Genomic DNA, 14,752 nt, shown 5'->3' on the forward strand with positions numbered 1-14,752 from the left:
CGGCCGCCGCGGCCGCACCTGCGGCCGTGGCCGCCGCGCCCGCCGGGGCGAGCGTGCGCTGGCCGTTCCCCGGCGCGGTGCGCATCTCCGACGGTTACGGACCGCGCTCCGCACCCTGCGCCGGCTGCTCCACCTTCCACGACGGCCTCGACATGAACCCCGGTGAGGGCACCCCGATCGGCGCGATCGCCGACGGCGTCGTGAGCTCGGTCACCTCGTTCGACGACGGCGGCCTGGGCGTGCACGTCATGATCGACCACGTCGTGGACGGCCAGAACGTCACCAGTACCTACGGCCACATGCGAGCCGGGTCCGCCGCTGTGAGCGTGGGCCAGTCGGTCGTGGCCGGCCAGGTCATCGGCAGCGTGGGCAGCACCGGCCAGAGCACCGGGCCGCACCTGCACCTCGAGCTGCACCTCGACGGCGTCACAGCCATCGACCCCTATGGCTGGCTCACCGAGCACGCGGGGCCCATGTAGCCCAACCCAGCCGGCGGCACTCCGCCGCGGACGGGTCAGCGGGTGGGCGGCACCTGGAAGTACAGGTGGGCGTGCAGGCGGCATCCGTCGTTGAACGGTGACCCGCAGGCGGGGCAGGCTGACACTGACCGGTATGCCTCGATCGTGAGGGTCTGCCCGCAGGCGCCGCAGAGGATGGCCCGTTCGGACCACTCCGCCGGCGCCCACTGCGCGGCCGGATGCGATTCGGCATCCGCGTGGCACTGGAAGCACGGGTAGAACCTGTCGCAGCAGCGGAACTTGATCGCGACGATGTCGGCGGGCCCCGCGTAGTGCTCGCACCGGGTGTTGTCGTCGACGGTGGCACCGTAGACGCGGGGTCGGGCCGGCCGTTCGGCCGGGTCGTCGTGCAGCATGCTGCCTCCTGAAGGGTTTCGCCGCCGCATCCACAGACAACTGTGGCCGATGCGGACTTCTGCGCCCGGTACGCGGGGCGCAATTGTCCGCACCGGCCACAGTAGCGAAGAGGGGTGGTCTACTCGCCCGTGTCGGTACCGCTGGTGTCGGTCGTCGCGGTGGCCTGCTCCATGACGAACGCCTCGAAGGCCGCGGCGTCACCGAGGTCTCCGGTGTACTGCACGCCCTGCACGAGCACGGTCGGGGTGCCGGTGAGCGCGCCGATGTCGGTGTTGGGCAGCGGGTTGTCCAGGGCCCGGTCGGTGGCGTCGCCCACCCAGCCGCTGAACTCCTGGTCGGTGATGCAAGTGGCCACGGCCTCGTCGGTCACGCCGGCCTCCTCGACCAGGCTGACCAGCTCGGCGTTGCTGAGGCCGGTCGTGCCCTCGGTGGGCTGGTTGGCGAACAGGGCGGCATTCACGTCGAGGAAACTGTCCGGCTGGTAGTTGGCCACGCAGGCGGCGGTGTTGGCGGATCGGGTGGAGTACTTGCTGCCGCTCGAGGACTGGTCGAGGATCGAGATCGGGTGGGTCTCGAGCGTGATGTTGCCCGCGGTGAGCCAACTGGCGAGCTGGGCGCCGTTCGTGGTCTCGAACTGGCCGCAGTACGGGCACAGGTAGTCGACGTAGACGGCGATGTTCACGGTGTCGGTCAGCGCGCTCACGTCGGTGGGCACCGGCTCGGCGTCGGCCGCGGTGGCCGCGGTCGGCACGGCACTGATGGTGGTGCCGTCTCCCTGCATCAGGATGCCGTCGCTGGCCATGTTCAGCGGACCGGGCGACGGCGGCTTGATGCTGCCGACGATCAGGACAGCGACGATAGCGGCCACGGCCACCAGGGCCAGGCCGATGCCGCCGCGCAGGAACCAGCGGTTGCGCGTGTCGCGCTTCTTCTGCTCTTCCCGCTGGATGCGGGCCGTTTCGCGGGCCACCTCACGGCGGTCCTTCTTCGGGGGGAGCGACTGGCCGGGGGTTTTAGCGTTCATGGACTATCTGTGCCGTTTCGTCGGGACTGCTGATGCCTTGACGCTATCGACCGAGCCTATGAGGTCGATAGCCGGATGCTGTGAGCAAGCTGGGAAGGCCACCGTGGCCGGGCGCCCACGTCGAGCCTAGGACTAGATCGGGTGGGCCGGGAACGAGCGCCTAGAACCAGGTGCTCAGGTGTGGGGCGTAGGCGGAGTGCAGCGCCGTGTCCAGCCGGATGGCGGCATCCGGGGACGCCTCGGTGAGACGTCCCGCACGGGCGAGGTCGACGGCGCTGGTGCCGCCGAGATACAGCGACGCGAGGTCCGCCGCCAAGAGGGCCACCTCGACGGCGTCGGCGGGGGCTGCGCCGGTGAGCGGATGCGCCCGCCCCGATCCGTCGGCGGCCACTGTGAGCAGGAACCGGCCCGCCGCGAAGCCGAGGTCGTCCGTGACGTCGAGCAGGTACTCGCCCGCTGCCGCGTAACTGCGGGCGCCGAGCGCCGCCGGCACGTCGAGGATGCGCAGCCAGAGGTGGTCGCGTTCGCTGGTCTTGCGCACGGCGCGGTGGTCGGAGACCTGCCAGGCCACCGGCTCGGAGACACTGCGCAGCGGGGCCTCGATCTCGCTGACCATGTCCATTTCGATCACGAACCGCCACAGCGCGGCATAGGCGTCATCGGTGGCGGCGACCAGGTCCACGAGCTTGAGCCGGCCGGGCTGGCTCACGTTCTGCAACGCGATCTCGTAGAGGGCGAATCCGGCGATGGCGCCATCGGCATCGTCGTAGCGCACCGTGCGGATGCCGCGCTTGTGGGCGTCGGGTTCGTTCGGCAGCAGGCCCAGCGTGCGCTTCCACCAGATCTCGCGGCGGTCGACCTCGCCGGGGGAGCGGTCCCGGGTGCGTTCGAAGACGGCGGGACCGTCGGCGAGCAACGATTCAGGGCTGACGAACTGCACCCGGCCGGCTGGGGCGGGCCCGGTCCAGTGGGCGCGCTGCGTGTCGACGAGGTAGGAGGACTGCCGGGCCGACGGGCCGAAGCCGTAGCGGCCGTAGATGGTTGCCTCGGAGACCGTGAGCATCGCGATCGGCAGGCCGAGCTGCACCGCGGTGCGGAGCTCGCCGGTGAGCATGGCCCTGGCGATGCCCTGGCGGCGGTGGGTGGGGGAGACGGTGACCGAGCTGATCGCCCAGCTGGCCAGAGCGGCGCCGCCGGGAACGGTCAGGCCCATCTCCCAGGAGCGCACCGTGGCGACCGGGGTGTCCGGGTCGGCCTGCGAGGAATCCCAGACGCCGGTGACCCTGTCGGTGGCGATGTCCTCGACCTGTACCTCGAGGGTGCCCTCGGTGGGGGTGACCTCGTGGAAGCCGCGGGCATCCGCCAGCAGCCAGCGCTTGAGGCCTGCCTCGTCGGCGGCGTCGAGCACGGCCAGTCTCAGGCCGCGTTCGGCGAGGGTCGCGGTGGATTCGGGGTCGACGGGCCAGGAGGCATAGGCGTTCACTCACCCAGCCTACTCACGCGGGCTCTCGCGGCCACCCCGGGAAATGCTTGCGAGGCGGGCTAGAGGTGCGGGGCCACCGTGGCGGTGAAGGATGCCACGGTGCGCGCCACGACGTCTGCCGCCGGGGTGTCCCAGATCGCCTGGTTGAAGATCTCGACCTCCACGTCGCCGGTGTAGCCGGCTGCCTGCACCAGGGCGGAGACGGCGGCGAAGTCGATGACCCCGTCGCCCGGGTAGTGCCGGGCGAGCAGCACGTCAGTCGGCAGCGGGGTGGCCCAGTCGCAGACCTGATAGCTGGCGATGTAACCGCCGGCGCCGGCCCGGGCGACCTGGGCGGCCAGGGCCGGGTCCCACCAGACGTGGAAGGTGTCCACCACCACGCCGACGACATCCGCCCCGAACTGCTCGGCGATGTCGAGAGCCTGGCCGAGGGTGGAGATCACGGCGCGATCGGAGGCGTACATCGGGTGCAGCGGCTCGATCGCGAGGGTGACGCCGGCGGCGCGGGCCTCGCCGGCCAGCTCGCCGATGGCGTCGCGCACCCGGTCGCGGGCGCCGATGAGGTCACGGGATCCCGCGGGCAGACCGCCGGCCACGAGCACCAGGGTGGGGGCGCCGAGCGCGGCGGTCTCGTTGATGGCACGGCGGTTGTCGTCGATCGCTGCCCGGCGGGCGGGGCCCTCCGGAACGGTGATGAAGCCGCCACGGCAGAGGCTCGACACCCGCAGCCCGGAGTCGGCGACCAGACGCACCGCGGTCTCCAGGCCCACCTCGGCGACGGGTTCGCGCCACAGGCCGATGCTGGACACGCCGGCGTCGGCCGTGAGGCGGAGGGCCGTGGCCAGGTCGGCGTACTTGATGGTGGCCTGGTTGAGCGAGAGACGCGGATGCGGCGCCGTCGTCACGGCCGCGGCGGCCGGAAGGGTGTCGGTCATGCGGTCAGTCCGTTCAGGGTGAGGAGGCTGTTCCAGCGGGCGGAGGCGAGCTCGGGCCGTTCGAGGGCGCCGGAGTCGTTGGCCAGGCGAACGATCTCGGACAGGTGCGGCAGGCTGCGGGCGGCGTGCAGTCCGCCGACCATGCTGAAGGCGGCCTGGTGGCCGTTCAGCCAGGACAGGAAGGCGACGCCGGTCTTGTAGTAGAAGGTGGGGGCGGCGAACACCTGCCGGGACAGGGCCTCGGTGGGGCCGAGGATCAGGTGGTAGCCGGGCAGGTCGCCGGCGTCGAGGGCCTGGATGGCCGCGGAGGCGTGGGGGGCGACGGCCGCGAAGGCGCCCAGCAGCGCGTCGGAGTGTCGGGCGGCCACGGCCGGGGACGCATCCGTGCCGCCGGGCTCATCGCCCGCGATCAGGCCGACGTAGTTGAAGTCGTCGCCGGTGAACATCGTGACCGATGCGGGCAGCCGGGAGCGCAGCGCGATCTCGGCGCCGGCGTCGAGAAGGCTCATCTTGATGCCGCTGACGGAGTCGAGGCTCTCCTCGATGATCGCCAGCACGGTGTCGGAGGCGATGGTGCTGTCGGTGGAGCCGAAGTAGGCGGCCAGGACGGGGTCGAACGCGGCGCCGAGCCAGTGCAACACCACGGGCGTCGTGGCGGCGGCGAGCACCGCACCGTAGACCCGGCGGTAGTCTTCGGCGGACTCCGCGGCGCGGGCCAGGTGGCGGCTGGCCATCAGGACCACCCCGGCGCCGGCATCCTCGGTGAAGTGCAGCTGCTCGAGGTAGGCGTCGATGACCGCGTCGAGGGAGATCTGCTCGTCGTGAATGTGGTCGGTGTTGACGCCCACGACCAGCGCGCCGCCCACCGAGCGGGCCTCGGCGGCGCTGCGGGTGATGAGTTCGCGGGTGGCCGCGGCGCCCAGGCCCATGTTGCGCTGGGCGGTGTCCATGGCGTCGGCGACGCCGAGGCCCCACGACCAGACGTGGTGCCGGAACGCCAGGGTGGCGTCCCAGTCGATGTCGGCCGGAGCACCGGGCACGTTCTCGGCGAAGGGCCGGGGGATCACGTGCGCGGCCGCGTAGGCGACCCGGGAGGTGAGCGGGCCGGTGGGCCGGGTGAAGGCCGGCGCCGGATTCAGCCCGACGCGGCGGGTGCGGCCCGCCGGATCGAGCAGGGTGAGGTCGGTCATGACGTGACGGATGCCGGTTCGGCCGGCGCTGCCGAATCCGCTGAGCCGGCGGCGGGGGCACTGGTGGGCGCGGCGATGGGCAGGCTCACGACCGGCAGGTCGATGCGGCGGCCGGTGGCAGAGCTGAGGAGGCCCTGCTCGGCCAGCTGCACGCCGCGGGCGCCGGCGAGCAGGTCGAACTCGTTGGGGCCGTCCTCGACCACGTGGCGGATGAAGTCCTCCCACTGGGTCTTGAAGCCGTTCTCGAACACGTCGTTGACGGGTACCTCGAGCCAGTCCTTGGTGTAGTCGTGTTCCTCGGCCAGGTCGGGGTTCCAGACCGGTTTGGGGGTGGCGTTGCGGGGCTGGATCTTGCAGCTGAACAGGCCGACCACGGCGCTGCCGTGGGTGCCGTCCACCTGGAACTCGACGAGCTCATCACGGTTGACCCGCACGGTCCAGCTGGAGTTGAGCTGCGCGACGATGCCGCCCTCGAGCTGGAAGACCGCGTAGGCGGCGTCCTCGGCCGTGGCGGGGTAGGCCTCGCCGTCCTCGCCGATCCGCACCGGGATGTGCGTGGCGGCCTGGGCGTAGACCGATTCGACCCGGCCGAACAGGTTCTCCAGCACGTAGTTCCAGTGCGGGAACATGTCCACGATGATGCCGCCGCCGTCCTCGGCGCGGTAGTTCCAGCTGGGCCGTTGGGCCGGCTGCCAGTCGCCCTCGAACACCCAGTAACCGAACTCGCCGCGCACCGAGAGGATCCGGCCGAAGAAGCCGGAGTCGATCAGCCGCTTGAGCTTCTGCAGCCCGGGCAGGTAGAGCTTGTCGTGCACCACACCGTTCTTGACGCCGGCGGCCGTAGCCAGGCGGGCCAGTTCGAGGGCCTCCTCGAAGGTCTCGGCGGTGGGCTTCTCGGTGTAGATGGCCTTGCCGGCCGCGATGGCCTTGGTGAGGGCGCCGACGCGGGCCTTGGTGACGAGGAAATCCGCGTAGACCTGCCAGCGGTCATCCATTAGCGCCGCGTCGAGGTCTGTCGTGTAGTGCTCGATGCCGTGCTTCTCGGCGAGCTCCTTGAGCTTGGCCGCGTTGCGGCCCACGAGCATCGGTTCGACCTGCACCCGGCTGCCGTCGCTGAGCAGCACGCCGCCCTGCTCGCGGATGGCGAGGATCGAGCGTACGAGGTGCTGCCGGTAGCCCATGCGCCCGGAGGCGCCGTTCACGATGATGCCGAGAGTGTGTGACACGAGGTTGTCCTTCTTCGTTGAGGGTGCTCCGTGGTGGAAAGCGTTTACCCAGAGTGTAGGACAGGAGTTCCGCCCGGCGCAATGGGTGGCGGTGGAATTTGCCGGGCCTGCCGCTTGACACGGGACGCCCGGGGCGATCAAGCTGGGGAAACGTTTTCCTCTGAGCGGGCGCCTTGCTGTGCCCGGGGGTGCGAACTGGACGGGACGAGGGTGGCCGGATGACGAGCGTCGAACGCGTGCTGATCGCCCCGGACTCCTTCAAGGGCACGGCCGAGGCCACCCAGGTGGCCCGGGCGCTGGCCGCGGGCTGGGCCGCGGTGCGTCCGGACGACGACCTGGTGCTGATGCCGATGGCCGACGGCGGCGAGGGCACCCTCGACGCGTTCGAGCTGGCCGTGGCCGGCGCCAGGCGGATGCCCGTGACGGTGACGGGCCCCGATGACCAGCCGGTGGCGACCCACTGGCTGCTGTTGCCCGACGGCACCGGGGTGGTGGAACTGGCCAGCACCAGTGGCATCACCCTGCTCGATCCGCTCCGGCCGATGGAGGCGCACAGCTCGGGCTTCGGTGAGGCGATTGCGGCAGCCCTGGCGCACGGGGTGTCACGGCTGTACCTGGCGCTCGGCGGTAGTTCCTCCACCGACGGCGGGGCGGGGGCCCTGGCCGCGCTGGGTGCGGTGTTCCAGGACGTGGCCGGACGGCCGGTTGCCGCCGGCGGTGCCGGCCTGGCCGCGCTCGCGACTGTCGACCTCAGTGCTCTGCCGGCGCTGCCGGTGGGGGGTGCGCTGATCCTGAGCGATGTCACCAATCCGCTACTCGGGGCGCACGGCGCGGCGGCGGTGTTCGGCCCGCAGAAGGGTGCAGAGCCGGCGCAGGTCGCCGGGCTGGAGGCCGGCCTGGCCCGGCTGGCCGGTCTGCTCGCCGTCGACCCGGCGACCCCGGGCGCGGGGGCGGCCGGGGGCACCGCGTTCGGGTTGCTGGCCTGGGGTGCCAGGCTCGCGGCGGGATCGGCTGCCGTGGGCCGGGCGCTGGGCGTGCCTGCTGCCGTGCGGGGCGCATCCGTGGTGATCACCGGGGAGGGCCGGTTCGACGCGCAATCCGCGGCGGGCAAGGTGCCGTCGTACCTGGCCGGCCTGGCCGCGGATGCCGGGGCGCGCGCCCTGCTCGTTGCCGGCGCGATCGATGCCGGTGCGCTGGCGGCGGTGCCGGGGCAGTTCGCCGACGCGGTGTCCCTCACCGACCTGGCCGGGGGCTCCGCTGCTGCCATGGCCGACACGCTCGAGTGGCTGGAGGCCGCGGGGTCCCGTCTGGCCGCCTCGCTCTGAGCCGTACGGCGCTGCGGCCGCGCTCGTGGCACGCGTGAGTGCCGCCTGCCCCGCCGCCCGCCGCCGATTAGCCGGGCCGTGACCGCGAGGCGGCTGCAACGTTGTAATTCAGGCGGTAAGTTCGGACGTGAACAGTAGAGCGCACCGGAACCGGTGCGGCGGCGGCCGAGGGCCGCGCCCGCGACGGGCGGCCCGGCTGTTCGCGACACGGACCGAACCAGGGGAGCGAAATGGCAGCAACACTGCGCGATGTGGCGGCGCTCGCCGGGGTGTCGATCAAGACCGTCTCCAACGTCGTCCACGACTTCGAGCACATCCGACCCGCGACCAGGGAGCGGGTGCGCGCAGCCATCGACGAACTCGGCTACAAGCCCAACATCTCGGCGCGCAGCCTGCGCTCCGGCCGCACCGGTGTGATCGGCCTGGCCCTGCCCGAGCTCAGCCTGAGCTACTTCGCCGAGTTGGCGGATGCGATCATCCAGGCCGCCGAACGCCGTGGCACCTCCGTGATCATCGAGCAGACCGGCGGCGATCGTGACCGCGAGATCCAGCTGCTGGCCAGCCCGCACCGGCAGTTCACCGACGGTCTGATCTTCAGCCCGCTGGGCATGGGCAACGACGACGCGAGCTACCTGAACGTGGACTACCCGCTGGTGCTGCTCGGCGAGCGCATCTTCGCCGGGCCCACCGACCACGTCACCATGCACAACGTTGCCGCCGCCCATGCGGCGACCCGGCATCTGCTGGCCACCGGCCGCCGCCGGATCGCCGTGATCGGGGCGCACCAGGACGAGGTGATCGGCTCCGCCGGACTGCGGTTGCGCGGCTACCGGGAGGCGCTCGCCGAGGCCGGGATCGAGTTCGACCCGGCGCTGATCGCGCACACCACGCTGTGGCATCGTGCGAACGGCGCCACGGCCATGCGGGAGCTGCTGGCCACCGGTGTGCAGTTCGACGCCGTGTTCGCCCTGAACGACACCCTGGCCCTTGGCGCCATGCGGGTGCTGCAGGAGTCCGGGCGGCGCATCCCGCTGGATGTCGCGGTGGTGGGATTCGACGACCTCGACGAATCCAGTTACTGCCTGCCTGCCCTCACCACGATCGATCCGGGCAGGGACGAGATCGCCGATACCGCGGTGCGCATCCTGCTCGAGCGCATCTCCGGCGAGGCCGCCGACGTGGCGCCGCGGGAAATCGAGGCGGGATTTCGGCTGGTCCAGCGGGAATCCACCGATCTCGTCCCGGCCGACAGCCCTGTCGTCTGACTGCGGGATTGCCGGCCCGACCGGTGCGCCGAGCCGGGTGCGACGGGGCGGATCGTTACCGAAGACTTCGGAATTCGCACTTGACAGACACGCGCACGGCTCGGCATGATGCATTTACAACGTTTACTTCCAACGTTGTAAATGTCGGAATCGGCTCTTCCCGGATGCTCTCGCCTCGAGCGAATTCCCCCGGATCCAGGGCCCGACAACGATGACGATTCGAATCAAGGAGGATTCGTGAGGGCCCGTCCGAAACTGGACACCGGCCGCGTCGCGATCCTTCTCGCACCGCACCACCCACAGCACTCGCATCCACCCGGTCGCGTCCGCCCGGGGGTGCATTGATGACAACGGTGTCCCCACACCTGCGAGAGGAAACATTTCAATGAAGACCAAATTCCTGGCCTCGGTCGGCGTCATCGCCGTAGCCGCCGCCGCGCTCACCGGATGCGCGGCCTCGGCCGAGACATCCAACAGCACCGAAGCATCCTGCACCAACAAGATCGTCAACGCCAACGCGCCCCAGGTGAGCGTGTGGGCCTGGTACCCCGCGTTCGAAGAGGTCGTCGACCTGTTCAACAACAGCCACGACGACGTGCAGGTCTGCTGGACCAACGCCGGCCAGGGCAACGACGAGTACACCAAGTTCTCCACCTCGATCGAATCGAAGTCCGGCGCCCCCGACGTCATCCAGCTCGAATCCGAGGTGCTCTCCAGCTTCAGCATCCGGAACGCCCTCGTCGACCTCACCGAGTTCGGCGCGAACGACGTGAAGGACAAGTACACCGAGGGCTCCTGGAAGGACGCCTCCAGCGGCGACGCCGTCTACGCCATCCCGGTCGACGGTGGCCCGATGGGCATGCTCTACCGAAAGGACCTCTTCGAGGCGGCCGGGATCGCCGTTCCCACCACCTGGGCAGAATTCGAAACCGCCGCCGCGGCACTGAAGACGTCCGGCTCCGACGGCGTGCTGGTCAACTTCCCGACCAACGGCCGTGCCTTCAACCAGGCGCTGTTCGCCCAGGCCGGCTCGGTGCCGTTCGTCTACGACTCGACCAGCCCCACCGACATCGGTATCGACGTGAACGACCAGGGCGCCAAGGACGTGCTGGACTACTGGAACTCTCTCGTGCAGGACGGCCTCGTCACCACCGACGACGCCTTCACCGCCGACTACAACACCAGCCTCGTGGACGGTACCTACGCCGTGTACCTCGCCGCGGCTTGGGGCCCCGGCTACCTGCAGGGCCTCTCGGATGCCGATGAGAACGCCGTCTGGGCCGTCGCACCGCTGCCCCAGTGGGACGCCGCCAACCCCGTGCAGGTGAACTGGGGCGGCTCGACCTTCGCCGTGACCAGCCAGGCCACCGACAAGGCGCTCGCCGCACAGGTCGCCATCGAGATCTTCGGCACCGATGAGGCCTGGAAGGTCGGCGTCGAGAAGGGCGCGCTCTTCCCGAGCTACACGCCGATGCTGGACTCGGACTACTTCGTCAACCTGGAGTACCCGTTCTTCGGCGGCCAGCAGATCAACAAAGAGGTGTTCCTCAACGCGGCGGCCGGCTACACCGGTGCCACGTTCAGCCCGTTCCAGAACTACGCCTACGACCAGCTGACCGAGGAGCTCTACTCCATGGTGCAGGGCGAACAGGACGGCAGCCAGGCGCTTGACGACCTGCAGGCCAGCCTGGAAACATACGCCACCGAGCAGGGCTTCACCGTCGCCAAGTAGGTCGCGGCCCCGCACCATCGTTGGATAGCGCGGTCGCCGCAGTGCGGCATCCGCCAGCGCCGCCGGCCATCACCGGCCGGCGGCGCCCCATCACTCAGCTCGTTCCGCGCCAGCGCAGAGCCAGCCACGTAAGAACCGTACGAAGGACACAGTTATGGCACTCACCGAAGCGGCGCCGAAGCCGGCGCCGAATCCGGCGGTGGCCCGGCCCGCCCGCCGGCCGCGCACGCAGATCGACCGGATGGACCGCAAGCGTCAGCGCTGGGGCTGGCTGTTCGTGGCCCCGTTCGCCATCGTCTTCGTCACCTTCCTGGTCGCTCCCCTCGGCTACGCCTTCTGGATGAGCATGCAGACCAGCACGCTGGCCACCGGCACGTCGTTCACCTGGTTCGCAAACTACGGCAAGGCCTTCACCGACCCGATCTTCCTCGAGGGGCTCGGCCGGGTCGCGTCGTTCGCGCTGATCATGATCCCGGCGCAGATGCTCGTCGCGCTGGTCGCCGCCCTGGTGCTCGACAACCTCTCCACCGCCCTGTCCAAGTTCTCCCGGCTGATGATCTTCGTGCCGTACGCGATCCCGGTCGTTATCGGCGCTCTGATGTGGGGCTTCCTCTACAGCCCCAGGTTCGGCCCGGCCACCGACATATTCGGCCTCGTCGGCCTCACCGCCCCCGACTTCCTCTCGCAGGGCACCATCTTCGCCAGCCTGGTCAACATCGTCACCTGGCAGTGGGCCGGCTACTACATGATCATCATCTACGCGGCCCTCCGCGGCATCGACCCCGCCATCTACGAGGCCGCCCGCCTGGACGGCGCCAACGGGCGACAGATCGCCCTGCGGGTCAAGGTGCCGATGATCTCCTCGTCGATGGTGATGGTGCTGATCTTCGCCCTCATCGGCACCCTGCAGTTCTTCACCGAACCGCAGGTGCTCCGAGCTGTGGCGCAGGGCGCCATCCCCGTCTCGTACACCCCGAACATGTATGCCTACTCGCTGGCCTTCTCGTACAGCCAGTTCAACTACGCCTCGGCCATATCGTTCGCGCTGGGCATCGTGGTCTTCGCCGGGTCGTACCTGTTCCTCTTCCTCACCCGCAAGCAGAGCGGACTCAAGTAATGGCCATTCTCACTCCCGGTGCCACGGCCCCGGCCGACGTCACCGACACCGACACCGGTTCCCGCAGCCGTGGCTCCGCTCGCCGCGGCAATGCCGGCCGCGATGGCGGCCGCAAGATCGGCTCACACGTACTGCTGATCATCCTGGTGATCTACTTCATCACCCCGCTCTGGTGGCTCACCGTCGCCGCGACCAAGGACACCGCCGGTCTGTTCACCGGCAGCGGCGGCCCGCTCTGGTTCGACAGCGAATTCAACCTGTTCAACAACATCGCCGGGCTCTTCGAACACCAGGGCGGCATCTACTGGCGGTGGTTGGGCAACTCCTTCTTCTACGCCCTGTCCGGCGGCGTCGGCGCGACCATCCTGGCCGTGCTCGCCGGCTACGGCTTCGCCAAGTACCGTTTCCGCGGCCGCAACGCCTTCTTCTCGGTGCTGCTGGGTGCGGTCATGGTGCCGATGACGGCCCTGGTGATCCCCACGTTCGTGCTGCTGAGCAACATGGGCCTGGTCAACACCATCTGGGCGGTCATCCTGCCGTCGCTGCTGAGCCCGTTCGGCGTCTATCTGATGCGGGTCTACACGCAGGATGCCGTGCCGGACGAACTGCTCGACGCCGCCAGGGTCGACGGAGCCGGCGAACTGCGCACCTTCTTCCAGGTATCGCTGCCGCTGCTTCGCCCGGCCATCGTCACCGTGCTGCTGTTGTCGGTGGTGGGCACCTGGAACAACTTCTTCCTGCCGCTGGCCGTGCTGAGCGACCCGAACCTGCTGCCCGTCACGGTGGGCCTGAACAACTGGCAAGCCCTCTCCAACGCCGGCGCCGGCGGTGAGCAGGTCTGGAATCTCATCGTCACCGGGGCCTTCGTCTCAGTGCTCCCGCTGATCATCGCGTTCCTCTCCCTGCAGAAGTACTGGCAGGGCGGCCTGTCGCTCGGCGCCCTGAAGTAACTGTTCTGCAGCTGTCCCCAGCTGTCTCCATCTGCTCGATAGAAAGAAAGACACCCATGACCACCGCACGCATCTCGATCGACCGCACGAACGTGGTCGCCCCCCTCAACCGGCGCATCTTCGGCTCCTTCGTGGAGCACCTCGGCCGCTGCGTCTACGACGGCATCTACGAACCCGGCCACCCCACCGCCAACGAGGACGGCTTCCGCCTCGACGTGGTCGAGCTGGTCAAGGAACTGGGCACCACCACCATCCGGTACCCCGGCGGCAACTTCGTCTCCGGCTACAAGTGGGAGGACGGCGTCGGCCCCCGCCAGTCCCGCCCGGTGCGCCGCGACCTGGCCTGGCACTCCCTGGAGACCAACCAGGTGGGCCTGGAGGAGTTCGGCCGGTGGTGCGAGCTCACCGGGTCCGAGCTGATGATGGCCGTCAACCTCGGTACCCGGGGCATCGCCGAGGCCCTCGACCTGCTCGAATACGCCAACGGAGAGGCCGGCACGGCCCTAGCCGACCAGCGCATCGCCAACGGAAGGACCGAGCCATACGACATCCGGATGTGGTGCCTGGGCAATGAGATGGACGGCCCCTGGCAGATCGGCCACATGACCTCGGCCGACTACGGCAAGATCGCCGCCCGAACCGCCTCCGCGATGAAAACCGCCGACAAGAACCTCGAGCTCGTGGTCTGCGGCTCCTCCGGATCGGCGATGCCCACCTTCGGCGAGTGGGAGCGGGTGGTGCTCGAGGAGAGCTACGACCACGTCGACTACATCTCCTGCCACGCCTACTACCAGGAGCGGAAGGGCGACCTCGGTTCGTATCTCGCCTCGTCCATGGAGATGAAGTACTTCATCGACACCGTCGTCGCCACGGCCGACCACGTCAAGCACCGGCTGCGCAGCCAGAAGACGATCCAGCTCTCCTTCGACGAGTGGAACATCTGGTACCTGGACGAGCACCAGGCCTCCGAAGAGGTCAACGACGAGTGGCGCATCGCGCCCCGCCAGCTCGAAGACGTCTACTCCGTGGCGGATGCCGTGGTGCTGGGCAACCTGCTGATCACCCTGCTGCAGAACCACGACAGGGTCACCTCCGCGTCACTGGCGCAGCTGGTGAACGTGATCGCGCCGATCATGACCGAACCGGGCGGCGCATCCTGGCGCCAGACCACGTTCTTCCCGTTCTCGGTGACGTCCAGGCTGGCCCGCGGCGAGGTGCTGCGGCCGCGGATCGATGTGGGCAGCTACGACACCGCGGTCTACGGCGCGGCTCCGCTGGTCGACTCGGTCGTCACCGCGGATGCCGAGACCGGTACCTCGGCCGTGTTCCTGGTCAACCGCAGTCAGACCGAGTCGATCGAGGTGACGATCGACGTCGCCGGCCTCGGCGCCACTTCCATCACGGAGGCCGTGACCCTGCACGACGCCGACCCGTACGCCAAGAACACCTTCGCCGAGCAGACCCGGGTGGGCCTGTCGCCGCTGGCCGGTGCGATACTGGCCGACGGCACGCTCACCGTGACGCTGCCGCCGGTCTCCTGGTCGGCGCTGGCGCTGGCCTAGCCGTCGCGGCCGCTGGGGGCGGCACAGGTTGGCGCTCGCGGCGCAGGATATGTACACACATAACCTGC

Annotated in this window: 13 protein-coding genes; 7 read left to right on the forward strand and 6 right to left on the reverse strand. The window is 69.6% G+C overall.

The genetic code is table 11. The annotated features are described in order from the left end of the window. The coding region (locus E3T61_RS09965) for a M23 family metallopeptidase (protein ID WP_134640714.1) at window positions 1–479 on the forward strand (479 nt) is incomplete at its 5' end. A gap of 35 nt (window positions 480–514) precedes the next feature. On the opposite strand, the gene E3T61_RS09970 is transcribed toward E3T61_RS09965, so the two are convergent. The 6 genes from E3T61_RS09970 to E3T61_RS09995 form a co-directional block, all read right to left on the reverse strand. Continuing rightward, window positions 515–874 carry a CHY zinc finger protein gene (locus tag E3T61_RS09970; protein WP_198418667.1) on the reverse strand — a complete coding sequence of 120 codons (360 nt, stop codon included), beginning with the start codon at window positions 872–874 and terminating at the stop codon, window positions 515–517. A 119-nt stretch (window positions 875–993) separates the two neighbouring features. After that, window positions 994–1,899 carry a DsbA family protein gene (locus E3T61_RS09975; protein WP_134640716.1) on the reverse strand — a complete coding sequence of 302 codons (906 nt, stop codon included), beginning with the start codon at window positions 1,897–1,899 and terminating at the stop codon, window positions 994–996. Window positions 1,900–2,059: 160 nt separating this feature from the next. Beyond that, window positions 2,060–3,382, reverse strand: coding sequence for a GNAT family N-acetyltransferase (locus tag E3T61_RS09980; protein WP_134640717.1), 1,323 nt, complete (start codon window positions 3,380–3,382; stop codon window positions 2,060–2,062). A 59-nt stretch (window positions 3,383–3,441) separates the two neighbouring features. After that, window positions 3,442–4,317, reverse strand: coding sequence for a sugar phosphate isomerase/epimerase family protein (locus tag E3T61_RS09985; protein WP_134640718.1), 876 nt, complete (start codon window positions 4,315–4,317; stop codon window positions 3,442–3,444). After that, entirely contained in the window at window positions 4,314–5,507 is a 1,194-nt protein-coding gene (locus E3T61_RS09990; RefSeq protein ID WP_134640719.1) for a dihydrodipicolinate synthase family protein, read from the reverse strand. The genes E3T61_RS09985 and E3T61_RS09990 overlap by 4 nt, the downstream gene beginning before the upstream one ends. Further along, window positions 5,504–6,688, reverse strand: a complete 1,185-nt coding sequence (locus tag E3T61_RS09995; protein WP_134640799.1) for a Gfo/Idh/MocA family protein — start codon at window positions 6,686–6,688, stop codon at window positions 5,504–5,506. The genes E3T61_RS09990 and E3T61_RS09995 overlap by 4 nt, the downstream gene beginning before the upstream one ends. Before the next feature lie 263 nt (window positions 6,689–6,951). On the opposite strand from E3T61_RS09995, the gene E3T61_RS10000 reads away from it, so the two are divergent. From E3T61_RS10000 to arfA, 6 genes are all read left to right on the forward strand, one after another. After that, window positions 6,952–8,058 carry a glycerate kinase gene (locus tag E3T61_RS10000; protein ID WP_134640720.1) on the forward strand — a complete coding sequence of 369 codons (1,107 nt, stop codon included), beginning with the start codon at window positions 6,952–6,954 and terminating at the stop codon, window positions 8,056–8,058. A gap of 230 nt (window positions 8,059–8,288) precedes the next feature. Continuing rightward, window positions 8,289–9,323: a LacI family DNA-binding transcriptional regulator gene (locus tag E3T61_RS10005; RefSeq protein ID WP_134640721.1), complete on the forward strand. Its 1,035-nt coding sequence runs from the start codon at window positions 8,289–8,291 to the stop codon at window positions 9,321–9,323. Between the two features lie 385 nt (window positions 9,324–9,708). Then, entirely contained in the window at window positions 9,709–11,055 is a 1,347-nt protein-coding gene (locus E3T61_RS10010) for an ABC transporter substrate-binding protein (protein ID WP_134640722.1), read from the forward strand. Window positions 11,056–11,209: 154 nt separating this feature from the next. Further along, the gene (locus E3T61_RS10015; RefSeq protein ID WP_134640723.1) at window positions 11,210–12,172 is read left to right on the forward strand and encodes a carbohydrate ABC transporter permease; all 963 of its coding nucleotides are present in this window, start codon (window positions 11,210–11,212) and stop codon (window positions 12,170–12,172) included. Then, window positions 12,172–13,122: a carbohydrate ABC transporter permease gene (locus E3T61_RS10020; RefSeq protein WP_134640724.1), complete on the forward strand. Its 951-nt coding sequence runs from the start codon at window positions 12,172–12,174 to the stop codon at window positions 13,120–13,122. The genes E3T61_RS10015 and E3T61_RS10020 overlap by 1 nt, the downstream gene beginning before the upstream one ends. A 56-nt stretch (window positions 13,123–13,178) precedes the next feature. Next, on the forward strand, window positions 13,179–14,684 hold the full coding sequence (gene arfA, locus E3T61_RS10025) for an arabinosylfuranosidase ArfA (RefSeq protein ID WP_134640725.1): 1,506 nt from the start codon (window positions 13,179–13,181) through the stop codon (window positions 14,682–14,684). Window positions 14,685–14,752: the final 68 nt, after the last annotated feature.

Source organism: Cryobacterium lactosi (assembly GCF_004403945.1).
GTDB lineage: Bacteria > Actinomycetota > Actinomycetes > Actinomycetales > Microbacteriaceae > Cryobacterium > Cryobacterium lactosi.